This window comes from Actinomadura barringtoniae, assembly GCF_017573505.1.
GTDB classification, from domain to species: Bacteria; Actinomycetota; Actinomycetes; order Streptosporangiales; family Streptosporangiaceae; genus Spirillospora; species Spirillospora barringtoniae.
The window spans coordinates 132,734-154,975 of the sequence record NZ_JAGEOJ010000001.1; the positions used below are offsets into that span (position 1 = coordinate 132,734).

20 protein-coding genes are annotated in these 22,242 nt (G+C 70.5%); 3 read left to right on the top strand and 17 right to left on the bottom strand.

Features of this window, described 5'->3' with window-relative positions; genetic code table 11:
- Window positions 1–18 precede the first annotated feature (18 nt).
- From J4573_RS00585 to J4573_RS00655, 15 genes are all read right to left on the bottom strand, one after another.
- Entirely contained in the window at window positions 19–1,689 is a 1,671-nt protein-coding gene (locus J4573_RS00585) for an FAD-dependent oxidoreductase (protein ID WP_208253191.1), read from the bottom strand.
- Entirely contained in the window at window positions 1,682–3,652 is a 1,971-nt protein-coding gene (locus J4573_RS00590; RefSeq protein WP_307796429.1) for an AfsR/SARP family transcriptional regulator, read from the bottom strand. The genes J4573_RS00585 and J4573_RS00590 overlap by 8 nt, the downstream gene beginning before the upstream one ends.
- Before the next feature lie 158 nt (window positions 3,653–3,810).
- On the bottom strand, window positions 3,811–4,722 hold the full coding sequence (locus J4573_RS00595) for a hypothetical protein (protein ID WP_208253193.1): 912 nt from the start codon (window positions 4,720–4,722) through the stop codon (window positions 3,811–3,813).
- Between the two features lie 173 nt (window positions 4,723–4,895).
- Entirely contained in the window at window positions 4,896–6,257 is a 1,362-nt protein-coding gene (locus J4573_RS00600; RefSeq protein WP_208253194.1) for an acetyl-CoA carboxylase biotin carboxylase subunit, read from the bottom strand.
- Between the two features lie 16 nt (window positions 6,258–6,273).
- Complete coding sequence (gene accA, locus J4573_RS00605) at window positions 6,274–7,980, bottom strand: acetyl-CoA carboxylase carboxyltransferase subunit alpha/beta (protein WP_208253195.1); 1,707 nt, start codon at window positions 7,978–7,980, stop codon at window positions 6,274–6,276.
- 62 nt (window positions 7,981–8,042) lie between these two features.
- Window positions 8,043–8,426 carry an antibiotic biosynthesis monooxygenase family protein gene (locus J4573_RS00610; RefSeq protein WP_208253196.1) on the bottom strand — a complete coding sequence of 128 codons (384 nt, stop codon included), beginning with the start codon at window positions 8,424–8,426 and terminating at the stop codon, window positions 8,043–8,045.
- A complete protein-coding gene (locus tag J4573_RS00615; protein ID WP_208253197.1) occupies window positions 8,423–8,755 on the bottom strand; it encodes an antibiotic biosynthesis monooxygenase family protein in 333 nt (110 codons plus the stop codon). The genes J4573_RS00610 and J4573_RS00615 overlap by 4 nt, the downstream gene beginning before the upstream one ends.
- A gap of 1 nt (window position 8,756) precedes the next feature.
- Window positions 8,757–9,509, bottom strand: a complete 753-nt coding sequence (locus J4573_RS00620; protein WP_208253198.1) for an SDR family NAD(P)-dependent oxidoreductase — start codon at window positions 9,507–9,509, stop codon at window positions 8,757–8,759.
- A complete protein-coding gene (locus J4573_RS00625; protein ID WP_208253199.1) occupies window positions 9,506–9,982 on the bottom strand; it encodes an SRPBCC family protein in 477 nt (158 codons plus the stop codon). Before J4573_RS00625 ends, J4573_RS00620 begins: the two co-directional genes overlap by 4 nt.
- A gap of 3 nt (window positions 9,983–9,985) precedes the next feature.
- Window positions 9,986–10,237 (bottom strand): acyl carrier protein, encoded by a 252-nt coding sequence (locus tag J4573_RS00630; RefSeq protein ID WP_208253200.1) that lies wholly within the window; start codon window positions 10,235–10,237, stop codon window positions 9,986–9,988.
- A gap of 10 nt (window positions 10,238–10,247) precedes the next feature.
- Window positions 10,248–11,537 (bottom strand): ketosynthase chain-length factor, encoded by a 1,290-nt coding sequence (locus J4573_RS00635; protein ID WP_208253201.1) that lies wholly within the window; start codon window positions 11,535–11,537, stop codon window positions 10,248–10,250.
- Complete coding sequence (locus J4573_RS00640; protein WP_208253202.1) at window positions 11,534–12,805, bottom strand: beta-ketoacyl-[acyl-carrier-protein] synthase family protein; 1,272 nt, start codon at window positions 12,803–12,805, stop codon at window positions 11,534–11,536. The genes J4573_RS00635 and J4573_RS00640 overlap by 4 nt, the downstream gene beginning before the upstream one ends.
- The gene (locus tag J4573_RS00645; protein WP_243772275.1) at window positions 12,802–13,170 is read right to left on the bottom strand and encodes a TcmI family type II polyketide cyclase; all 369 of its coding nucleotides are present in this window, start codon (window positions 13,168–13,170) and stop codon (window positions 12,802–12,804) included. Before J4573_RS00645 ends, J4573_RS00640 begins: the two co-directional genes overlap by 4 nt.
- 138 nt (window positions 13,171–13,308) lie before the next feature.
- The gene (locus J4573_RS00650) at window positions 13,309–14,487 is read right to left on the bottom strand and encodes a nucleotide disphospho-sugar-binding domain-containing protein (protein WP_208253203.1); all 1,179 of its coding nucleotides are present in this window, start codon (window positions 14,485–14,487) and stop codon (window positions 13,309–13,311) included.
- Between the two features lie 45 nt (window positions 14,488–14,532).
- A complete protein-coding gene (locus J4573_RS00655) occupies window positions 14,533–15,588 on the bottom strand; it encodes a ketoacyl-ACP synthase III family protein (protein WP_208253204.1) in 1,056 nt (351 codons plus the stop codon).
- Window positions 15,589–15,785: 197 nt separating this feature from the next.
- Here J4573_RS00655 and J4573_RS00660 point away from each other — a divergent pair, with 197 nt between their 5' ends.
- Window positions 15,786–16,991 carry a DegT/DnrJ/EryC1/StrS family aminotransferase gene (locus tag J4573_RS00660; RefSeq protein WP_208253205.1) on the top strand — a complete coding sequence of 402 codons (1,206 nt, stop codon included), beginning with the start codon at window positions 15,786–15,788 and terminating at the stop codon, window positions 16,989–16,991.
- A gap of 81 nt (window positions 16,992–17,072) precedes the next feature.
- Here the strand turns inward: J4573_RS00660 and J4573_RS00665 are convergent, their stop codons facing one another.
- Window positions 17,073–18,545: a sialidase family protein gene (locus J4573_RS00665; protein ID WP_208253206.1), complete on the bottom strand. Its 1,473-nt coding sequence runs from the start codon at window positions 18,543–18,545 to the stop codon at window positions 17,073–17,075.
- Window positions 18,542–19,327: a SchA/CurD-like domain-containing protein gene (locus J4573_RS00670; protein ID WP_208253207.1), complete on the bottom strand. Its 786-nt coding sequence runs from the start codon at window positions 19,325–19,327 to the stop codon at window positions 18,542–18,544. The genes J4573_RS00665 and J4573_RS00670 overlap by 4 nt, the downstream gene beginning before the upstream one ends.
- A gap of 296 nt (window positions 19,328–19,623) precedes the next feature.
- Between J4573_RS00670 and J4573_RS00675 the strand changes: the two genes are divergently transcribed.
- Both J4573_RS00675 and J4573_RS00680 read left to right on the top strand, forming a co-directional pair.
- Complete coding sequence (locus J4573_RS00675; protein ID WP_279575318.1) at window positions 19,624–21,099, top strand: outer membrane protein assembly factor BamB family protein; 1,476 nt, start codon at window positions 19,624–19,626, stop codon at window positions 21,097–21,099.
- A 173-nt stretch (window positions 21,100–21,272) separates the two neighbouring features.
- Complete coding sequence (locus J4573_RS00680; RefSeq protein WP_208253791.1) at window positions 21,273–22,235, top strand: ATP-binding cassette domain-containing protein; 963 nt, start codon at window positions 21,273–21,275, stop codon at window positions 22,233–22,235.
- The last annotated feature ends 7 nt before the right edge of the window (window positions 22,236–22,242 follow it).

Consider the following 22,242-nt stretch of genomic DNA (forward strand, 5'->3'; position numbering starts at 1 on the left):
GCCCGCTTCTCTCGTGCGCTATACCGGCACGGTCTGCTCAGGGCACATCAGCCGCGCGATGGCTTCGCGCAGCTCCTGCCGTTCCGCCTCACCGGCGGAACGGGCGGTGCGCCAGGCGACCATGCCGTCGGGACGGACCACCACGGCGCCCTCCGCGCCGATCCGGTACGCCCCGGCGCACGCATCGTCCGGGTCGGCCAGGTCGGCGCCCAGCCGGTAGACGTCGACGTCGATCCCGAGGCCCGCGAACGCCGACTCCAGCTCGTCCGCCCACGGCGCCGCGTCCCGGCCGGTCAGCGCGACGAACCGCTGGCCGTACAGGTCGATGGTCGAGGCGGTGCTGCCGCCGAAACCGACGGACGCGTGCGGTGCGCGCGTGCCCGGCAGCCCGTCGAGCAGCCCGACGGACTCGGCATCGCCGTCCCCGTCCGGTCCCGATCCCTGTCCCTGCCCCTGTCCCGCGTCCACGGGGTAGCGGTAGCCGAAGATCACCCGGAATGAGGGGTGCAGCCTCCGGCGTACCTCGTCGGACGCGCGGCCCGCGTTCACCTCGCGCTTGACCGTCGCCTGCTCGACCGTGAACAGCGCGACCGGGCGCCGTTCGGCCTCGTAGGTGTCCAGCAGGGCGGTGGTGGCCCGGCCGGCCACCACCGCCGCGAGCTTCCAGGCCAGGTTGTGCGCGTCCTGGATGCCGGTCCCGGACCCGAAGGCCCCGGCCGGGGGCATCGAGTGCGCCGCGTCCCCGGCCAGGAAGACGGGCCCGTCGCGGAACCGCTCCGCGACGAACGCCGCGATGTCGTAGTCGAGGTTGGTGGTGCCGTCGGCGAGCTGAGGAACGATCTCGACCTCGAGATCGGGCAGCCCGATGGCGGCTCGGACGAGCGACGCGGCGTGCTCCGGAGTGAAGGTCTCCGGCCGGTCGCTCTTGTCGGGTGCGAAGGGGAAGCTGATGAGCCACCGGTTGTCGCCGTCGTGCGGCATGAGGACGACGCCCGGGCTCGGCTTCCCGAGGTGGCACAGCCCGACCGGACGGCCGCGCAGCGCCTCGGAGAGGTCCGCCTCGAAGACGAACGTCACCGTGTGCCCGAGCATGCCGGCGCCGTGCACGGGGATGCCCATGCGCCGGCGGATCGGGCTCTTGGCCCCGTCCGCCACCACCAGGAACCGGGCCGCGACGACCGACTCTCTCCCCGACGGCAGATCCCTGATCCGGGCGGTCACCCCGTCGTCGTCGGACTCGAAGCCGGTGAGCTCCGTGCCGAACCTGACGTCGGCGCCGAGGCGCTCCGCCCCGGCCCGCAAGATCACCTCCAGCCTGTCCTGGCCGATGGCGATCCACGAGCACGGGCTCACCAGGCTCGTCTCCTCCGGCGGCTCCATCTGGCTGGAGCGCGCCTCGGGCCCGGCGAGCGTGTCGCAGTGCACGATGACCCGGCCGCCGGTGAACGCGCGGGCGGACTGGATCTCCCGCTCGAGCCCGACCTGCCGGAACAGCTCGGCCGTGCGCGGGTTGACCGTCCGCGCCCGCGGATGGATCAGCGCGCCCTCGTGCCGTTCGACCAGGATCACCGGGGTCCCGTGCCGGGCGAGGAAGATCGCGGCGCTGAGCCCGGTCAGCCCACCGCCCACGATCAGGACGGCCGTCTTCTCCCCGGCCGCCTCCTCCCCGGACCTGCCTGCCTCAGACATCCGTCGCCTCTTGGGTGTGAGTCACGGGCTGCAGTTCCGCCTCGCCCTTGGGCAGGCCGGACCAGGACGTCATCACGCCCAGGTCGAACTGGGGCCCGCCCTTCGGTCTCGTTCCGGCCAGTTCGGTCGCGTAAAGGCCCGCGAGTTCCGGCACCCGGTAGAGGAACGGACCGTCGATCCCGTTCTCGGAAACGATGACCAGGCCCGCGCTCGCCAGATGGGAGAGCAGCCGTTCCGCGTTGGCGGCGCCGATGCCCGCCATGCTCGCCACCGTGTCGGCGGTGACGCACCGCCGATGGGCGGCCAGCAGGCGCAGGACATGGCTCGCCTCCTCGTCCAGTCCGTGGAACGTGTGATGAAAACGAGAGCGCAGATCCGAATCCCCGCAGCTCAGTTCCGCGAGACGATTCTCCTCGTCGGCGAACCGTTTCGCGAAACGCGTGATGGTCCAATGCCTGGCCACCGCGAGCCGTTCCCCGGAGATTCTTATGCCCAGCGGAAGTCCGTCGCACATGGTGACGATCTCCTGGGCGGACTGCGGTTCCCGCGCCACTCTGTCCCGGCCGGCGATCCTGGCCAGGAGTTCCATACCCTCCATCATGTCGAAACCGGCGAGATGCACGATCTCGGACGCGCCCAGGCCATAGATCGGGAGCCTGCTCGTGATGATGACAGCGCTTTCCGGCCCGGTGGGGAGCAGGGGCCGGACTTGTAGCGCTCCAAACGCGTCGTCCAAGAAGACCAGCAGCTTGCGGCTGGCACTCCAGGTACGGAACAGCCTGGCCCTTTCGTCGGTGGACCGTGGGATCGATCCATCGTCGAACCCCACCGTGCGCAGCACCGAGGCGAGCACGTCGCCCGGGTCGGCGCGGTTCAGCGTGGATCCCCCGAGGTTGATCCACAGCTGGCCGCCGTCGAACCTGGTCCTGATCTGGTGGCCGATGTGCGCGGCGAGCACGCTCTTGCCGACCCCCGGCATCCCGGTGATGCCGACGATCCTGGTGGCCTGGCCGCCTTCGGTCGCCTCCAGGGCGTCGCGAATTTGCTTCAGCGCGACGCCGCGCCCGACGAAGTCCCCGATGTCGGGTGGGAGCTCCGCCGGCGGCGGTGGCTGCCGTGGTGCCACCAGGGTGGTGGACTCGTGCGGCTCACCGGGCTCGGCCAGGGTCGGGTCCTCGCTGGCTGGATCGTCGGCGAGGAGCGCGTGGTGCAGCTGCTGGATCGGCCGGGAGGGTTCGAGCCCGAGCTCGGCGGCCAGCGTCCGGTGCAGCTTGCGGTAGGCCTCGAGCGCCTCGTCCCGCCGGTTCGACAGGTAGAGCGCGCGCATCAGCCGTGAGTAGAAGGCTTCACTGAGGGGATTGCCGGCGATGAGTCCCTTGAGTTCGCTGATGACCTCACGGTGCCGGCGGAGCTGGAGATCGGCGTCGATGCGCATTTCCAGCGCGTTCAGCCGGTTCTCCTCCATCATGATCGCTTGCGCTTCGAGGAGCTGCCCGCGAGGCACATCGATGAGCGCGGGACCGCGCCACAGGTCGAGTGCCTCGCGGAGCACCTCGGAGGCGCGGAGTGGTTCCCCCGCCAGCAGGGCGTCAGAGCCCTGCTTGGCGAGGTTTTCGAAATGGCAGAGGTCGATGGCCTCGGGCGGAATCCGTCCTTCGTAGCCGGCGGATCTTGTCACCAGCATTCGATCGGCACCGGATTCCGCGTCTCCGAGGATTCTGCGGAGCTGATAGACATAAGTCTGAAGGGTCGTGACCGCACTCATAGGAGGTTTGTCGCTCCAGAGTTCGTCTATGAGCGACGCGCTTTGGGTGACGTGGTTACTGTTCACCAAAAGCAGTGAAAGCACGCTGCGCAGCTTTGGTGCAGACAGCGTCAATTCTCCTCCATCTGTAGCGAGAACCAGAGCCCCTAGGACCCCGAAACGCATGTGACCAACCCCTTCCCGCCTCGGCCAATTCATGCGATTCCCGTTGTTATATCAGCGTAGCATTGGATGAGTAGCATGTCTACTGGTAACGCATTGCGCACACTTGTCCACAGGTGCTACAAAGCGCACAGCCGATGGCCCGTCACTCAATGCACATATGCGTGTATCGGTCACGCGAAATGTACGCTCGTCTAGCCGTCACTCCTTGTGCACACCTGGAGTTCGGCGTGCAGCCCTTGGTACGCCTGTTTCACGAGAGTGTCCGCGTCGTACAGAAATGACAGGAGGCTGTAATCTCCGGGCGGCATGTTCACCTGAATGCGAACGGTGCGGCCCGCCGAGATCGGCGGCGTCCCGCCCCCCGACCGCATGAACGGGTTCGGCGGGAGCGGCTGGCCGGCCTGCTGCGCGTCGAAGTAGGCCTGCACCGACTCGTGCGTCTCACCCGGCTTGATCCCGACGAAGATGGCCTCCTCGGGCTGCTTGTAGTGGTTCCGGTAGAGGATCGTCGCGTGCTGCGGGATGTGGGTCGGCACGCCGCTGAAGTGCGCCCGGTCGCGCCCGCCCACGTCGATGACGATCTGCGGGCGCGGCGGCGTGGCCGGGGTGACCTCGGAGGTGATGTCGAGCGTCTGGACGACCGAGGTGTCCGCCGCCGACGTCTCGACGAGGTAGTACCGGCCCTCGGTGAGGTACTGGGTCAGCGCCTCGGGGCTGCCGGGGTAGACCGCGGCACCGCCGAAGAAGTCGGTGTCGCGGTACTCGGCGCGGATCCCGGCCGCCCGCGTCGCCGGGTCGTTGGACGCGCCGTCGGCGAAGTCCTTCATGACCTGTTCGATGCCGACGCCCGGCCGCGGCCGCAGCAGCGCGAGCCAGCGGCCCTCCGCCACCGTCGTGCTCACCTGGAAGGTGATGTAGCCGCCGGGCCGCGGGTTGGCCCCCGGGATCGTGAAGCCGTCCGTGTTCAGCTCGATCGGCACCTGCGGCGGCGGGGGCGCCACCTTCGCGGCGGCGGACGGGATCGCCGGGGTCGCGAGCGGAATCATCACCGCGAGCGCGGCGGCGGCGAGGCCCGAGCGGACGTGCTTTCTGCGGATCATCATGATTCTCCTGACTTCACGGGTTGCGGGGCGGCCTTGATGGCCCGGTCGAAAAGAGCGGCCGGCCGTTCCGGCCGGCCGCTCACTGAATGGGTTCTGGCGGTCCGTACTGCCAGCGGTCGTCGCCGCTGGCGGTTGTGGCTGCCGGCGTTCGTGGCTGCCGGCAGTTCGCGGGGCTAGCGGGTGACGCCGTCGCCGAGCATCTGGTCGACGAGGGACGTGGTGTGCTTGGCGTCGCGGAAGAGCGGGTGCGCGAGGATCTCGCGCAGCAGCGGACGGGTGGTGTGCACGCGCGCGCCCTCCACCCGCATCTCGGCGAGCGCGCGGTCCATGCGGGCGAGCGCCTGGTCACGGTCCGGCGCCCACGTGATGATCTTCGCGAGCAGGGAGTCGTAGTCCGGGCCGATGCGGTAGCCGGTGAAGGCGTGCGAGTCGACCCGGACGAACGGGCCGCCCGGCGGGACGAACGAGGTCAGCTGGCCGGGGGTCGGCATGAAGCCGCGCGAGGGGTTCTCGGCGTTGATCCGGCACTCGACCGCGACCCCGGACGGGACCAGGTCCTCCTGCCGGAGGCTGAGCGGCTCGCCCGAGGCGACCAGGAGCTGCTCGCGGACCAGGTCCAGGCCCGTGACCATCTCGGTGACCGGGTGCTCGACCTGGATCCGGCAGTTGATCTCCATGAAGTGGTACGAGCCGTCCTGGTCGACGATGAACTCCATCGTCCCGGCGCCCACGTACCCCGCCGCGAGCGCGCCGCGCACCGCGTCGGCGCCCATCCGGGCGGTGAGCTCGGTCGGGAGCCCCGGCGAGGGGGTCTCCTCGATCAGCTTCTGGTGGCGCCGCTGGACCGAGCAGTCCCGCTCGCCCAGGTGGACGCCGTTGCCGTACGCGTCGCACAGGATCTGGATCTCCACGTGCCGCGCGGTCTCGCAGAACCGCTCGATGTAGACGCGGCTGTCACCGAAGATCGCCTGCGCGTGCGCCCGGGTGTCGGCGTACACGCGCATGAAGTCGCTCCGGCGGTGGACGACGCCCATGCCGCGCCCGCCGCCGCCCGCGGCGGCCTTGATGATGACCGGGAAACCGATCTCGATGGCGGTGGCGAGGGCCTCGCCGGCGTTGTCCAGCGTGTGCCGGCTGCCGGGGAACACCGGCAGGCCGGCGTCGGACATGACGGCGCGGGCGCGGGCCTTGTCGCCGAGCATCGCGATCACGTCGGACGGCGGGCCGATGAAGACCAGGCCGTTCTTCTCGCAGATCTCGGAGAAGTAGGGGTCTTCGGACAGGAAGCCGTAGCCCGGGTGAACGGCCTCCGCGCCCGTGGCGAGCGCGGCCTCGATGACGGCGGGGATGTTGAGGTAGCTGTCCTTGGCCGACGGCGGCCCGATCAGGACGGCCTGGTCGGCGAGTGCGACCGCGGGCGAGTCACGGTCGGCGGCGGAGTAGACGACGACGGTGCGGATACCGAGTTCTTGGCAGGTTCGCAGAACGCGGAGCGCGATCTCGCCACGGTTGGCGATCAGAATCGTTGAGAACACCCCGTACCTCCTCAGGTCACAGGTATGCGTCGGAACCGATGCGCCTGAAGCGGGCACGGCGGCTGTTGACCAGGTCGGCCGGGTCGCGGCCGACAAGCTCGGAAAGCGCGGACGTGATGGCGTCGCGCAGGTATTGGGCGGCGAGCGCCGGGTCGGTCTGGGTGCCGTCCTGCGGTTCGGGGACGACGCCGTCGACCAGCCCGAGCCGCAGCAGCTCGCGGGAGGTCACCCGCAGCGCGGCGGCGGCGCGGGGTCCCTGCGACGCGTCGTGCCACAGGATCGCCGCGCAGCCCTCGGGGCTGATGATCGAATAGACGGCGTTCTCCAGGGCCAGCACGCGGTCGGCGACGCCGAGGGCGAGCGCGCCACCGCTGCCGCCCTCGCCGGTGACGACCGCCACGATCGGGACCGGGAGGCCCGACATCAGCCGCAGGCTCTCGGCGATCGCGATGGCCTGGCCGTTCTCCTCGGCGCTGATCCCGGGCTCGGCGCCCTGAGTGTCGATCAGCGTGACGATGGGGAGCCCGAGCTTGGCGGCCATCCGCATGAGCCGGGCGGCCTTGCGGTGCCCCTCGGGGGTGGCGCGGCCGAAGTTGCGGGCCAGCAGGTCGGCGGTGGAGTGGCCCTTCTGGTGACCGATCAGCATGATCGGCATCCCGGCGAAGTGGCCGATGCCGCCGACGATCGCCGGGCAGTCGCCGCCGATCCGGTCGCCGTGCAGTTCGAGGAAGCCGTCGAGCAGGTAGCTGACGTACTCCAGCGTGGTCGGCCGGCCGAGGTCGCGGGCGCGCTGCACCGCGGTCCACGCCTCGTGCTCTGGCAGCCGGGCCGGGTCGGTCACGATCGCGCCCGGCACCGCCTCGGGCGCGGCCACCGCGTCCTGCCGCAGCGAGAACAGCCGCCCGAGCATCGCCCGGTGCTGCTGCCGCGACCCGATCGCGTCGATCAGGCCGTGCCCGAACAGGAACTCGGCGGTCTGGAAGTCGGCCGGCAGCCGTTCACCGATCGTCTGCTCGATCACCCGCCGGCCGGCGAAGCCCATCCGGGCGCCCGGCTCGGCGATCAGGACGTCGCCGAGCGAGGCGAACGACGCCGCGACGCCCGCGTAGGTCGGGTCGGTGATGAGGACGACGCTGAGGACGCCCGCCTCGTCGAGCTCGGCGAAGACCTGCGCGGTCTTGGCCATCTGCATCAGCGAGAACAGGCCCTCCTGCATGCGCGCCCCGCCCGAGGCCGTGACGACCAGGAACGGCACGCGCCTGGCGAGCGAGACCTCGGCGGCGCGCGTGATCAGCTCGCCCGTCGCCGACCCGAGGCTGCCGCCGAAGAAGTCGAAGTCCATGACCGCGACCACGACCTCGTGGCCCTCGATCCTGCCCTCGGCGCAGACCACGGCCTCGTCCAGCCCGGTACGCGCCCGGGCCGCGGCGACCCGTTCGGGATAGGGCACCGTGTCGACGAACTCCAGCGGGTCGAACGGCGTGGGGGCGGGCACGGCCGCCAGCGGCCGGATCGAGTCCGGGTCGAGGAGCGCCTCCAGCCGGGCGTGCGCCGGCAGCCGCGCGTGGTGCGCGCAGCTCGGGCAGACCGACAGCGAGTCGGCGAACCTCCTGCGATAGATGAGGCCGCGGCAGCCCCGGCACACGAGCCAGTCGCTCTGCTCGTGGCCGGTCCGCTCGTGGCCGTTCTGCTCCTGGTCGGCGGCGACGGCGTTTCCGCCCATGCTTGTCTCCCGCTTCCTGCGTTCGTGGGTAGTGAGGGGAGCGGCTGTCTCGGACCGGTGCGTCAGTACGCGGCCGTGACCTCGTACAGCTCGAACCTGCGGTCCGGGGCCCGGTCCAGGTAGGGAACGAGCGGCGCGGTGCTGGCCTGGTGCGACGGTCCGCGTTCCCAGGTGTCGAACGCCTGGCCGCTCTCCCAGTGGCTCATGACGGCGAACGACGCCTTGTCGGTCGCCGACCTGAGCAGTTCGTTGCTGAGCAGGCCGGGCGTTCCCTCCAGGGTCCGGCTGACCTCGTGGTACGCGGTCTCCACGGCGGCGGCGTCGCTGCTCGGAGCCCGGTACCAGACGACCACCCTGACGGGGGTCGTCGGCAGCGCCGGCCGGCTCTGCTGGTCAGCCGGCCGGCTCTGCTGGTCAGCCGGCCGGGCCTGCTGGTCGGCGCTCATCGCCCGGCCACCCCGGCCGCGGCGCCCTGGAGCTGGACGACGACGTGCGCCGTCGTCATCGAGCCGCCGGAACGGTAGGGGTGCAGCTTGGTGCGGTGCTCCAGGTGCTGGTCGCTGGTCTCGAACTCGCGGAACAGCGGCTCGTCCACCCAGTCGCTCATGATGTGGTAGACGTTCTCGTCCTCGGCGTTCTTCAGCAGCCACTGCCCGAGGTTGGCCGGGTGGTCGGTGATGACGTTCCCGACCTCGGTCCAGACCCGTTCGAACTGCTCGCCCATGCCCGGCTTGATCTCCATCCGGAGCATCACGCGGAAAACCTGGTCGCTCATCTCACATCCCGCCGTCGACGTTCAGGGTCTCGCCGTTGATGAAGGCCGCGCCGTCGCCGCTGAGGAACAGCACGGCGGCCGCGATGTCCTCGGACCGGCCGAGGCGGCCGAGCGGGACGCGCTTGCGGTAGGCGTCCAGCCGCTCCTGCATCGCGTTGTACTCCTCCGGCGGCATGCGGTCCGGGTCGCTGGTGTCGATGATCCCCGGGGCCACCACGTTCACCCTGATCCCGCGCGCGCCGAGCTCCTTGGACAGCGACCGCGCGAGGCCGACCATGCCCGCCTTGGCGGCGGTGTAGTGCGCCCGCATGGGCACGCCGACCATGGCGACCTTGGACCCGACGTAGATGATGGAGGCGCTCTCCGACAGCGCCGGGATGACCTCCTGCGTGAGCTGGAACGCGGCGGTCAGGTTGGTGTCGACCACCCGGTTCCAGCCCTCCAGGGAGAGCTTGTCGAACGGGACGTGGGTGATGGCGCCGGCGTTGTGCACCACGATGTCGACGGTGCCCAGGTGCGCGGCGGCCGCGCGGACGAACTCGGCCAGCTCGGCCTGCTCCCCCACGTCCGCCTTCAGCACGTGGTGCTCCCCCGCCGTCACGGCCAGCTCCTTGCGGAGCAGGTCCACCGCGTCCGACTCCTGCCGGTAGCACGTCACGACGTTGGCGCCCGCCTCGGCGAGCGCGAGCACGATGGCCCGGCCGATGCCGCGGGTGCCGCCGGTGACCAGCGCGTTGCGTCCGTTGAGCGTCATCGCGCGTCACCCGCCGTCGCCATGTCCGCGGCCGCCTTCTCGACCTTCTCCTTGATGAGCGCCATCTGGATCTTGCTGTTGCGGGTGATGTTGGCGGCCATCGTGTCGTCGTCCACCGGCGCGGCCGGCTTCATGTGGAAGTCCTGGACCCAGCGCATCAGCACGCCGCCGTCGACCTCGCTGTACTCCCAGTGGATGTTCATGAAGTCGAACGGCCCGGTCTCCACGCGGTGCGCCTTCACGGTCCGCGTCGCGGGGTCGGAGGTCCGCTCGGAGACCCAGCTCCAGACGTTGCCGTCCTCGTCGGGGTGCATGGTGAGCCGGAACGTCACCGTGTCGCCCTCGCGCGACAGGATGTCGGCCGCGGAGTACTCGCTGTAGAGATCAGGCCAGTTCGCCACGTCGTTGGTGATGTCCCACACCACCTGCATCGGCGCGGCGATGACGATCTCTGATTCGGTGTGCGCCGCCATCGTTCAGGCTCCAATCAGTAGGCCGTTGACGAAGTTCAGAAGCTCTTCGGGGGTGCGCATCTTGTCCAGGTCGTCCTCCGAGAGCCGGAGGCCGAACCTGTTCTCGATCTGCGCGAGGATCTGGAGCAGGGCGAGCGAGTCGTAGTCGAGCTCCTCGAAGGTCACCCGCGTGATGTCGCTGTCCAGATCGGTGTCTTCGCTGACCCCGCAGTTCCGCATGAGCTGCTTGAGGGTCTCCAGCGTGAGGTTGGACATCGGTTCTCCTCTACCGACGGGCCCGTACGACCAGGGCCGAGTTGAAACCTCCGTGACCACGTGCGAGCACGAGCGCGGTCCGGACCGTTCGTTCGCGGGGGCCGCCCCTGACCAGGTCGATCGGGCAGTCGTCCGCAAGCTCCGCCGAGCCCGGCGTCGCGGGGATCACGCCGTCGCGGATCGACAGCAGCGCGAGCATCACGTCGAGGGCACCGCCGCCCGCGTACAGCCGCCCGGTCCCGGCCTTCGGCGCGGTCACGGGGACGCCGCGTTCGCCGAACACCGCGCCGATCGCCTCGGACTCGAGCCGGTCGGCCTCCGGGACGCCGAGCGCGTCGGCGAAGACCACGTCGACGTCCGCCGCGGTGATCGCGGCGTCGGCCAGCGCCCTGTCGATGGCGGCGCGCAGCGTCGGCGGCCGGCCGCTGCCCGGCGGCGGGTCGAACGAGGCGCCGTACCCGGCGATCTCGCCGTAGCGGCGCGGCGCACCGCGCTCGTCGGCGCCCTGCTCGTCCTCGACGACCACCATGGCGCCGCCCTCGCCGGGCACGTAGCCGCCCGCTTCCACGCTGAACGGCTGGTAGGCGCGCTGCGGGTCGGACTCGGTGCTGAGCAGGCCGTTGCTGAGCTGCGCCACCACGCCGTACGGGCACAGCGAGGCGTCGGTGCCACCGGTGACCACCAGCCGCGCGCCGTCGCGCAGGTTGCGCCGCGCCTGGGCCAGCGCGTCCAGGCCGCCCGCCTCCTCCGTGCAGATCACGCCGCACGGGCCCTTCATGCCATGCCGGATGGAGATCTGGCCGGTGCTCGCCGCGTAGAACCACGCGATCGACTGGTAGGCGCCCACGTGGCTCGGGCCCGACGACCAGAGCCGCTCGATCTCCCGCTGCCCGAACTCGGTGCCGCCGGACGAGCTCGCGGTGACCACCGCCATCTCGTCGGCGGGCAGCGAGTCCAGGTCGGCCTCGGCGTCGGCGAGCGCCATCTCGGCGGCCACCAGGCTCAGGTGCGTCCAGCGGTCGGTCTCGACCGACAGCCTGCTCGGCACCCGGCCCTTGGCCTCGAACTCGCGCACCTCGCCGGCCACGCGCAGCGGATAGTCGTTCTCCGGCAGGCGCGTCAGCGGCCCGATGCTCATGCGGCCCTCGATCGCGGCGGCCCAGACCTCCTCGGTCCCGATGCCGCCCGGCGCGACCGCGCCGATGCCGGTGACGACCGCCGCCCCGACCGCACGCGTGGCAGCGTCGGCGACGAGGGACGCTGCGTCGGAACGTTCCGACGCGGTACGGGTCGCGTTCATGTCCTCCGTCTTTCCGGGTCGGCGAGCACCATCGCGGTCTGGAATCCCCCGAAGCCGCTGCCGACCGTCACCACCGTGTCCACGGGGCATTCGCGCGCCGTGCGCGGCACGTAGTCCAGGTCGCATTCGGGGTCGGCCTCGTTCAGGTTGGCCGTCGGGGGGACCGTGTCGTGCTCGATGGCCAGCAGCGACGCGGCGATCTCGATCGAGCCGATCGCGCCGAGCGAGTGGCCGACCATCGACTTGATCGAGCTCACCGGCACCTCGTAGGCGCGGTGGCCGATGCTGCGCTTGAACGCCGCCGTCTCGTGCCGGTCGTTCTGCTTGGTGCCGGAGCCGTGGGCGTTGATGTAGTCCACGTCCGACGGGTTGATCTCGGCCTGCCGCATCGCCGCGTCGATGGCCAGGGCCATCTCACGGCCGTCGGGCTTCAGGCCGGTCATGTGGTAGGCGTTGCTGCGGCCGGCGAACCCGGCGATCTCGCCGTAGATGTGCGCGCCGCGGGCGCGGGCCCGGGACAGCTCCTCCAGGACGAAGACCGCCGACCCCTCCCCCAGCACGAAGCCGTCGCGGCTGGCGTCGAACGGCCGGGATGCGTGGTGGGGGTCGTCGTTGCGCGGGGAGGTCGCGCGGATGGCATCGAAGCACGCCGAGGTGATCGGCGAGATCGGCGCGTCGGTGGCACCGGCGATCATCACGTCCGCCGAGCCCTCCTGGATCAGCCGGGCTCCGTGGGCGACCGAGTCCAGGCCGGAGGTGCACCCGGTGGAGATCAGCGCCACCGGGCCTTCCGCGCCACACGCCCACGCTGCCTCCACGGCGAGCGTGCTCGGCACCATGTAGCCGTACAGGTGCGGCACGCCGTACTCGTGGTCGACCAGCCAGTTGCGGCCGCCGTCGCTGAGCACGACGTACTCCTCCTCCAGGCCGGTCGTGCAGCCGACGGCGCTGCCGATGCTCACGCCGGTGCGCGAGGCGGGCAGGTCGTCCGGCGTCAGGCCGGCGTCGGCCAGGGCGTCGCGCGTGCAGACCACGACGAACTGCCCCGCCCGGTCCATCCGGCGGATCTCCTGCGGGGACAGCCCCTCGTGCGCCGGGTCGAAGTCGACCTCGGCGGCGATGCGGGACCGGAAGCCGGAGGCGTCGAAGAGGCTGATCGTCCGGGTCGCGGTGCGGCCATCGGTCAGCAGCTCCCAGAACGCCTTGGTGCCGACGCCTCCCGGCGCGACGACGCCCATCCCGGTGACGACGACTCTGCGCTCGTTCATCGGCCGTTACCGCCCGACCGGTTGTTCTCCCAGACGTAGAAGGGCTCGGCCATCGCGTCCTTGGGCTCCTTCCAGTTCGGGTCGTACGGCCGCACGTGGTTCTGGAGCGCGTCGCTCAGGCCGGTGTAGAGGGGGTGTTTGCGGGCCTCGTAAAGGTTCGGCGTGATCTCCTCGTCGGCCTCGACGAGGTGGAAATACAGGTCGTGGAAACGGAACAGGGTGCGGCGGGAAACGCCGACCATGTGAGGCAGTTCCGTCGCGTCCGACTCGGCGAACAGTTCCGCGATCGATTCCGCGGGCCCCGGGTCGAGCCGGGCGACGATCAAGGTCCGGTTCATGGCGCGTTCGCCCTTCTTTCCGGTCATTCTTTTCGGTCTTTCCGGGCTGGCACCGCCGGTCAGAACGGCACCTGTACTGAGCGAGATACTGGTTGAGCGGCCTCAAGGCGGGCTGGAGGCGGGTTGGAGTTCGACGCGACCTGCGAAAGGCCGTCAGATGACATGTCAGCCGATGATCTTCTCGAGTTCCGACACCACCGCGGCTGGACTCGGGCGGCTGGAATTCTCATCCCGCAGGCGTTCGGCGCCGGCCTTCAGGTCGTCGTCATCGAGCAAAGCAAGCGCCTGCTTCCGAACGGACTCGACATCGAATTCGTCCGCCGGAACGACGCGTGCGGCACCGGCGCTCGCGAGCTGGCGCGCGCTGAACCGCTGGTCGGGCATTTGCGGAATCACCAGTTGCGGTACGCCGCACGCGGCCGCCGTGAGCAACGTGCCGCCGCCGCCCTGGTGAATGAGCCCGTCGCAGGTGGGCAGCAGCAGGCGCAGCTCCATCTCCACCACGCGCGGCTCGACGCCCGGCGCGGCCACCAGGTGGTGATGATCCTGCCGCGCGGCCACGACGATCTCGATCGGGAGCCCGCGCAGCGCCTCCAGCACCTGCGGCACCAGGAAAGCCTCACCGCCGGTGAGCGCGAACGTCGAGACGCCCCAGCTCACGGCGATCCGCGGCTTGACCGGGTCGGGAAGCGGCGCCGGTGGCCGCCGTATCGCGCCGTTGTACGGCACGTACCGCATCGGCAGCCGCCTGCACTCGATCTGCGGCTGCAGGCTGGCCGGGCACGGGTCGATGGTCACGTCGCCGCGGTTGTCGAAGGTCGGCACGCCGAACTGCGAGGCCAGCGCGTCCAGCGCCTCGCTCTCCAGCCGTCCGCCGCGGCCCGGGCCGGCGGAGGTGCCGTCCGGGCCCCACAGGTGCCTGGCCGCGAGGACGCCGAACACCTCACCGACCATCGGCCCGACGAACGCGGTCGGCTCGTAGACAACGAGATCCGGCCGCCACTTCTCGGCAAAGGCCACGGTGTCGTGCGCCATGGCCTCCGCGACCTGCTCGTAGATGCCGATCGAGGCGCGGGTGCGGCGCTTGCGGAGCTCGGTCACCGCGCCCTCGCTCTCCTCCCGCACCTTTCCCATCAGCGGGAGGACCTCGCGCTTGTGGATCTCGGCGATGTCCACGTCCCGCGATCCGGCCGGGACGGCGATCTGCCCGGAGCGCGCCACCACCTCGGCGTGCCGGGGCGGGACCGCGACGCGCACCTGGTGACCGGCGGCGTTCAGCGCCCACGCGAGCGGCACCATCGGCTGCCAGTGGGTCGGCCACGTGGCGGCGAACAAAACACGCATTGGACACTCCTGGAGGTAGGTTCCCGGCACCGGGGAGGCGGAGCGCTAGCGGCCCTCGGCCGGCACGTGCCAGCCGGGGTCCTCGTCGATCCGGATCAGCGCGCAGGCGATCGACTGCCCGGGCGCGCTGGTGAACAGCAGCACGTGGTCGCCGGGCCCCACCTGCCGCGTCTCGACGAGGTGGGTGAACGAGGCGACCGTGTCGCTCGCGGTCATATGGCCGTTCTGGCGGCCGAAGTCCATCGTGCCGATGGTCGGGTCGAGGCCGAGCGGCTCGAGAACGAAGCGCTTGAGGAAGCCGTCGTTCACGTTGACGTGGCAGACCCGCTTGATGTCGGTGACCTTGATGCCCGCGTCCGCGGCGCACTGCTCGATGGTCTTGGTCATCGCGGCGGGCAGCAGCATGAACAGGGGCGGCATCCCGGTGGTGAAGCTGTCGATGTAGCGGCGCGCCCGGATCCGGTGGTCGGCCATCACGCCGAGGGTGATGCCGGGCGGGTGCATCTCCTCGCCGTAGCGGTCGGACTCCTCGAGTTCGGTGATCGAGGTCAGGGTGACGGCGAGCAGCCGGGCGAAACCCTCCCGCCTGGACAGCATCAGCGCCGTGGCCCCGTCCCCGAAGGCACTGGCCGGGCTCGAGTGCCAGCGGTCCACCAGCGGCGTCTCGAAGTTCTCCGCGGCGGCGATCAGCGCGGCCGTCCGGTCCGGGGACGCGAGCAGGTAGCTGGCGGCCAGCTCCAGCGCGGCGACGAAGCCGTTGCACCCCTGCCGCACCTCGAACGCCGGAATGTCGCGGCCCAGGCCGTGGCGCAGCACGTAGAACTGCGGCGACCAGCCCTCCGGGCCCTGGTGCCAGCCCGTGACGTAGAAGAACGCGTCGACGTCACCGGCGGCCTGCGCCCCGGCCCGTTCGACCACCTCCCTGGTCGCGCGGACCGCCAGGTCGGCGGCGGGCGTCGACCCCGCCACGCGCACGGCGGTGACCGAGAGCTCCTCCCGGTCGGACTCGTCGGCCTCGCCGCGCGCGATGGCCTCGTCCAGGGTGCGCTTGGGAGGAAGGTGCATTCCCGCGGACGCGATGAACATGTCGTGGAACCTCATCAGGCAATTCCTCCGCTCGGGCCGGCCCCGTGGCTTCCGACGGGATCGTCGCCCGCGCCGCTCAAGAACGCCTCACCCGGCGATCGAGCCAGATTCGAGCCCGCGTTGGCAGCTTGGCCATGAAGCAGCGGGAGACCGACTCGTGATGGCTGATGCCCGCGGAACCAGGTCGAGTCCCGCCCGGCCGAAGGGCTCCCATGACCAAGCAACGTCTTGACGACCTCGCCGTCTTCGGCGGCACGCCCGCGTTCGCCGCCCATGAACGGCTCACCGTCGGCGTCCCGAACATCGGCGACAGAGACCGGCTCTTCCAGCGCCTCACCATGGCCCTCGACAAGCGGTGGCTCAGCAACAACGGCGCCCTCGTCCAGGACTTCGAGGAGCGGGTCGCCGACACCTCCGCGGTGCGGCACTGCGTGGCGATGTGCAACGCGACCGTCGCGCTCCAGGTGGGGATCAAGGCCCTGGGCATGACCGGCGAGGTGATCGTCCCGTCCTTCACCTTCTCGGCGACCGCCCACGCGGTCGGCTGGCTCGGCCTCACCCCGGTGTTCTGCGACGTCGACCCGGTGACGCACCTGCTGGACCCCGCCCACGCGGAGTCGCTGATCACGCCGCGCACCTCCGGCATCATCGGCGTGCACGTCTGGGGGCAGCCGTGCTCCGACGAGCTGACCGAGGTGGCCCGGCGGAACGGGCTGAAGCTGCTGTTCGACGGCGCGCACTCGTTCGGCTGCCTGGAGGAGGGCCGGTCGTTCGCCGGCCGCGGCGACGCGACGGTGTTCAGCTTCCACGCGACCAAGGTGGTCAACGCCTTCGAGGGCGGCGCCCTGGTCACCGATGACGCGGCGCTGGCCCGCCGGGTCCGCGCGATCCAGAACTTCGGCCTGGTGGCCGAGGACACCGTGAACTGGGTCGGCACCAACGCCAAGATGTCGGAGGCGTCGGCCGCGATGGGCCTGACCTCACTCGACGCGATGCCGGAGATCTTCGCCCACAACCGCGACATCTACCGCGCGTACCGGGCGGGACTGGCCCACGTTCCCGGCATCCGGATGCTCGACTACGACCCCTCGGCGAACAACTGCCAGTACGTCGTGATCGAGGTGGACGAGGACGCCGCGGGGTTCGGGCCCGACCTCCTGCGGACCGTGCTGCGCGCCGAGGGCGTCACCTGCCGCCGCTACTTCTCCCCGGCCTGCCACGCCATGACCCCGTACAACACCGGCGCGAGCCTCCCGCAGACCGACGCGGTGACGCGGCGCGTGCTCCAGCTGCCGACCGGCATGGTCGTCACCCGCGCCGACGTGGCCCGCGTCTGCGGCCTCATCCAGCTCGCTGCGGCGCTGGGGAACGACATCACCGAGCGGTACGAGGCCACGACCGCGACCGCCCTGATCTGACCCGGCCAACGCCTGAACCGGCCCGCGCGATGTGCGCGGGCCGGTTCTCGTGTTCGTTCGCGTTGCTACTGCGTTGCCGCGTTACCGCGACGGGATCGAGGACAGGTAGACGTCCTGCTGGTTGGCCGGGTCGGCGTTGGTCATGACGAAGGCCGCCTCGAACCGGTCCCCCGCGTGGGCGAGCCCGACGGACGTGCCGAGGTAGGGGGTGCCCGACCAGACGGCGGCGCGTTCCATGTCGAACGAGCTCGCCAGACCGGACTCGCGCCAGGCCGCGCGGTCCCGGACGCAGCGGGGACCGCGGCACTTCAGGAACCAGGCGTTGGTCGGGGTGCCCGCGGCCGGGGTGTTGTTCCGGAAGTCGTAGTAGAAGACGCCGACGGCGCCGTCGTCGGTCACCTCCACCTGCGGAAGGAACGCCTGGCCGTTGCCGCCGCGCACGCTTTCGGGGGTGTGGTCGATCCGGATCGGCTTGGACCAGCTGGACCCGCCGTTGTAGGACGCGGCGAAGCCGACGGCGCTCTCGCTCGTGGACAGGCTCGCGTCGCCCCAGACGGCGTAGAGCGCACCGGTGCGCTCGTTCACGCCGATGTCGGGGATCAGCCCGCTGCCGGTGGCCGGCTTGAAGGTGTCGGGGATGACCGGGGTGTTGAGCTTGGCGTTGGCGATGGTGATCGGGCGCGACCACGTCGTGCCGTGGTCGGCCGACTTGATGATCTGGATGTGTTCGGCCAGGTCCGGGTTGGACGGCGAGCTGACCGGGAAGTCGCCCTCGTAGAAGATGTTGACCAGGGTGCCGTTCGGCAGGACGGCGATCTGGTTGCCGACCGTGCCCGCGCCCTTCTCGGCGGGCGTGTAGACCGCCCGTGCGGGGGTCCAGGTCTTGCCGCCGTCGGCGGTACGGCTGAACATCAGCTCGTTCTGGTTGTCGGCGGCCCGGTTGCGGTTCCAGACCGCGTAGGCGACGCGGGGGTCGCGCGAGTCGGGCGTGATCGACGGGCGGTCGCTGAAGTACGCCGGGCTCGGGTCGCTGAGCAGCGTCGCGGGCTGTGACCATGAAGCGCCGTCGTTGTCGGACGTCGAGACCAGGACCGCCGACGAGACGCCCCACGAGAACCCGGCGGTGATCGCGTACAGCCGGCCGTTCTTCGCGTAGCTCACGGCGGGGTTGGCCGTGCTGGAGAACGTTCCGCCGGTGCAGGGGGTGAGCGACGGGAAGCCGCTGGTACGCCACGTCCGGCCGTGGTCGGCGCTCGTCGCCACGGTGACGCCGCCGCGCGCCGCGCCGGTCGTCGAACGGTCCTGCTCCCAGGCGATCGCCAGGTGCGAGGGCGCGCCGGGGCGGGCGGTGATCCAGGGTTCGAAGTCGGCGTTGAGCTGGCCCTTGTTGGTCGCGCAGGCCGCGTACGGGCTCGGGCCTGAGACGAGCACGGGGCCCGGCCCGCGGCGCGCGTCCGCCCATGCCCCGCCGGTGGCCGGCCCGAGGAGCGTGAACGCGGCGACGACCGGAGCGATCGCGCGGCGCCGGATCCGGATCCTGGGGATGCCGATCATGAGCTGCTCCCCGAGGCCGCGGAGTCGGCGGTCTGGTCGGCGGAGGCCGTCATGGAGATCTGGCGCATGTTGTGGCGCCACCAGAGGGCCTCGAACTCTTCAGGCGTGTCGAAGCTCCGGTCCTCGTCCATGTACGGATCGAGGAGGCTCTCGAGGTTGGAACGGGCTCCCCAGTCGCGCATGAAGGCCGCGATGTCGGCGAGCTCACCGTTGTACTGGACGACGCGGACCATGGTCTGCTCGTGCACGAACAGCGCCACGGCCTCGATCAGCCCCGGGCCACCGCCTGGGCCGCCGTTCCCGCCGCCCGGACCACCGGGACCGCCGGGACCGCCGGGACCGCCGGGACCGCCGCCTCCGGGACCGCCGCCTCCGGGACGGCCGGCGGCGGGCTTGGTGTTGGCGAACACCTCGGCGATCGCCTCCGCCGAGCCCGGCTTGATGGTGTGCCGCATGGCGGCCAGCTGCCGGGCCGGGCGGTCGGCGATGAGCCGCTGCTGGATCCGGCGCATCGTGCCGCGCTCACCGTCGCCGGCGAGGTAGGGCGCGAGGCGCTCCTCGGTCTCCAGGATGTGCTTGTGGCCCTCGAGCTCGACGGAGTCGTCGTCGAGCTGGACGACCACGGCCATGGTGTCGTCGTGGATGAACAGGGCGGTGCTGATCAGGGTGCCGTCGGCCTCGGTCGAGTCCGCCCCGCCGGCGTCGCCTGACGGCGCCAGGGCCCCGGCGATCTCGTCCTCGAATCCGGGCTTCACCTTGTATGAGATGGCCGCGAAAGTCATAAGAGCTCCGATGCGGTTGTCCAGCCGCGGGCGGACTTCGCCCCACTGACATCGGTCGAGGGTGACCCCGCGCGCTATCGCGGGCCTCGAATTCGCCTAGAGCCGTGCCGGGATCGATGCTCGAGCAAGATTCGAGGCCGCCGAGACTCCCGCTGCCTACGCTCTGACCTCGAAGTTTGGCTCATTTCCGAGAAGTTCGATCGGGGAATGTGAAGGGAGGCCGGATCGGCATGCGTCTACGCGGATCCCTGTGGCCCCGGACGGCAATGGCCGCGGCCGGAGTTCTTCTAGCCGCCATGTTGCCGTTCACGCCCGCGGGAGCACAAAGCACGAAAACATTCTCTGGAGAAGACTGGCCATTGGCCGGGCAGAATCTCCACAACACCCGGAACAACGCCTCCGAGAGGAAAATCAATTCCTCGAATGTGGCGAACCTGAAGGTCAAATGGTCGCTGCAGACCGAGGGTGACGTCGTCGCCACCCCGACCGTGTACCAGGGCGCCCTTTACACGACCGATCGCGGCGGGAACCTTTTCTCCGTCAACACCTCGACCGGCAAGGTCATCTGGTCCAAGAAGGTCGGCGACTACACCGGGATCACCGGCGACGCCTCCCGTACCAGCCCCCTCGTCTTCGGCGACGAGATCATCATCGGCACCGGCGGCGGCGCGAACCTGGTCGGCGTCGACCGCTTCACCGGCGCGTTCCGCTGGAAGACCGCGCTCGAGAACGACAACATCTACGCCCGGGTGACCGGGTCGCCGATCATCGACAACGGCATCGTCTACATCGGCGTCTCCTCGGGCGAGGAGACGGCTCCCCCGGACCACAAGATGGTCTTCCGCGGCACCGTTCAGGCGCTGGACGCCCGCACCGGCAAGCTGCTCTGGAAGACCTTCATGGTCCCCGAGGGCTACACCGGCGGTGCCGTCTGGAGCAGCACGCCGGTGATGGACCACCGCCGCGGCCTGCTGTACGTGAGCACCGGCAACAACTACACGGTCCCCGACGGCGTGTGCGAGACGCCCGACGAGACCGGGTGCGCCCCGATGGCCGAGGACAACTACATCGACGCGGTCGTCGCGCTGAACCCGAGGACCGGCAAGGTCGCCTGGGCGCAGAAGACGCTGAGCGCCGATGTCTTCCCGCTCCCGGGCCGCGGCCTCGACTATGACTTCGCCTCCGGCCCGAACCTGTACACCACCACGATCCGCGGCCGTCACAAGGACATCATCGGCGTCGGGCAGAAGAGCGGTTACTACTACGCCTTCGACCCCGACAACAAGGGCAAGCCCATGTGGCAGACGCTGGTCGGCCCCGGCAGCAAGTTCGGCGGGATCCAGTGGGGCTCGGCCACCGACGGGCGCCGCATCTACACCGCCATCAACAACTACGACCACAAGTCGTACGAGATCACCTCGGTGGACGGGAAGAAGACGACCATCACCGGCGGATCCTGGGCGGCGCTCGACGCGGCGACCGGCAAGATCCTCTGGCAGACCGCCGACCCGCAGGGCCAGGGCGACATGGGGTTCGTCTCGGCGGCCAACGGCGTCGTGTACGCCAACTCGCTGTCCCCGACCGGGAACAGCATGTACGCCCTCGACGGCGCGACCGGCGCGGTCCGCTGGGGCTTCGACAGCGGCGGCTCGGTCGTCGCCGGCGCCGCGGTCGTGAACGGCACCGTGTACTGGGGTTCGGGCTACTGGATCCCGTGGACCAACGAGGGTGAGAACAACATGCTCTACGCGTTCTCGCTCGACGGCCGCTGACCGCCCGAGACCAGCGCCACACGAAACCAGCACTGCGGGAATTCACAACCGCACCGAACCAGCGGTTCCAGTCGGGGATCCCGGGACGTACGGGATCCCCGACGTCGCTTCGTGTCATCGCCCACCGGCTCACGGCGAGCCGTTCGAGGGAGCATCGAGGAGCAAACATGCCGATCATCGAGGCGGTCGACCTCACCCGCGTGTTCAAGACGGGCAAGTCAACGGTCGAGGCCGTCCGCGGGGTGACGCTCAGCGTCGAGGCCGGGGAGATCGTCGGCTTCCTCGGCCCGAACGGGGCCGGCAAGACCACGACCCTGCGCATGCTGGCAACGCTGCTGCGCCCGACGTCGGGCAGCGCCACCGTGGCCGGCGCCGACCTGCTGAACGATCCCGTCGGCGTGCGCCGGCGGATCGGCTACGTCGGCCAGGCCATGGGCAAGTTCGGCGGGGGCAGCGACCCCAATTGCCGGGTGAACGAGGAGATCATCGTTCAGGCCCAGCTCTACCGGCACTCCAAGGCCTACGCGGTCGAGCGGGCGGAGCGGCTCATGAGCCAGCTCGACCTCGGCGGCCTCGGCCGACGGCTGATCAAGACGCTGTCGGGCGGCGAACGGCGCCGCCTGGACATCGCGCTCGGCCTGGTCCACGACCCCGAGCTGGTGTTCCTCGACGAGCCGAGCACCGGCCTTGACCCGCAGAGCCGCAGCAACCTGTGGGAGCACGTCCGCAAGCTGCGCGCCGACCTGAACACCACCGTCTACATCACCACGCACTATCTCGACGAGGCGGACGCGCTGTGCGACCGGATCCTGGTCATCGACCGGGGCAAGATCGTGGCCGAGGGGACGCCGCAGCAGCTGAAGCAGCGGGTCGCCGGCGACGTCGTCACCCTGGTCGTGGACTGCGAGGCCGCCCGCGCGGCCGAGCACCTGGAGGGGCGGCGCGGCGTGCGCGACGTGAAGGCCGACGACCACACGGTCCGCCTCACGGTCGAGCACGGCGACCAGGCGCTGCCCTGGATCCTGGAGACGCTGAGCGGCACCGGGATCACGATGACGTCGGTGCAGCTCACCCGCCCGACCCTGGACGACGTGTTCCTGACCCTGACCGGCCGTTCGCTGCGCGACGGCTCGTGACCCCCCT

Excerpts from the sequence above, each read along its gene's own strand:
- J4573_RS00640 (WP_208253202.1), bottom strand. The coding sequence starts at position 12,805 with ATGAACGAGCGCAGAGTCGTCGTCACCGGGATGGGCGTCGTCGCGCCG.
- J4573_RS00670 (WP_208253207.1), bottom strand. The coding sequence starts at position 19,327 with ATGACTTTCGCGGCCATCTCATACAAGGTGAAGCCCGGATTCGAGGAC.
- J4573_RS00615 (WP_208253197.1), bottom strand. The coding sequence starts at position 8,755 with ATGAGCGACCAGGTTTTCCGCGTGATGCTCCGGATGGAGATCAAGCCG.
- J4573_RS00655 (WP_208253204.1), bottom strand. The coding sequence starts at position 15,588 with ATGAGGTTCCACGACATGTTCATCGCGTCCGCGGGAATGCACCTTCCT.
- J4573_RS00635 (WP_208253201.1), bottom strand. The coding sequence starts at position 11,537 with ATGAACGCGACCCGTACCGCGTCGGAACGTTCCGACGCAGCGTCCCTC.
- J4573_RS00620 (WP_208253198.1), bottom strand. The coding sequence starts at position 9,509 with ATGACGCTCAACGGACGCAACGCGCTGGTCACCGGCGGCACCCGCGGC.
- J4573_RS00660 (WP_208253205.1), top strand. The coding sequence starts at position 15,786 with ATGACCAAGCAACGTCTTGACGACCTCGCCGTCTTCGGCGGCACGCCC.
- J4573_RS00630 (WP_208253200.1), bottom strand. The coding sequence starts at position 10,237 with ATGTCCAACCTCACGCTGGAGACCCTCAAGCAGCTCATGCGGAACTGC.
- J4573_RS00645 (WP_243772275.1), bottom strand. The coding sequence starts at position 13,170 with ATGACCGGAAAGAAGGGCGAACGCGCCATGAACCGGACCTTGATCGTC.
- J4573_RS00610 (WP_208253196.1), bottom strand. The coding sequence starts at position 8,426 with ATGAGCGCCGACCAGCAGGCCCGGCCGGCTGACCAGCAGAGCCGGCCG.
- J4573_RS00585 (WP_208253191.1), bottom strand. The coding sequence starts at position 1,689 with ATGTCTGAGGCAGGCAGGTCCGGGGAGGAGGCGGCCGGGGAGAAGACG.
- J4573_RS00675 (WP_279575318.1), top strand. The coding sequence starts at position 19,624 with ATGTTGCCGTTCACGCCCGCGGGAGCACAAAGCACGAAAACATTCTCT.
- J4573_RS00650 (WP_208253203.1), bottom strand. The coding sequence starts at position 14,487 with ATGCGTGTTTTGTTCGCCGCCACGTGGCCGACCCACTGGCAGCCGATG.
- J4573_RS00590 (WP_307796429.1), bottom strand. The coding sequence starts at position 3,652 with ATGAATTGGCCGAGGCGGGAAGGGGTTGGTCACATGCGTTTCGGGGTC.
- accA (WP_208253195.1), bottom strand. The coding sequence starts at position 7,980 with ATGGGCGGAAACGCCGTCGCCGCCGACCAGGAGCAGAACGGCCACGAG.
- J4573_RS00625 (WP_208253199.1), bottom strand. The coding sequence starts at position 9,982 with ATGGCGGCGCACACCGAATCAGAGATCGTCATCGCCGCGCCGATGCAG.
- J4573_RS00665 (WP_208253206.1), bottom strand. The coding sequence starts at position 18,545 with ATGATCGGCATCCCCAGGATCCGGATCCGGCGCCGCGCGATCGCTCCG.
- J4573_RS00595 (WP_208253193.1), bottom strand. The coding sequence starts at position 4,722 with ATGATGATCCGCAGAAAGCACGTCCGCTCGGGCCTCGCCGCCGCCGCG.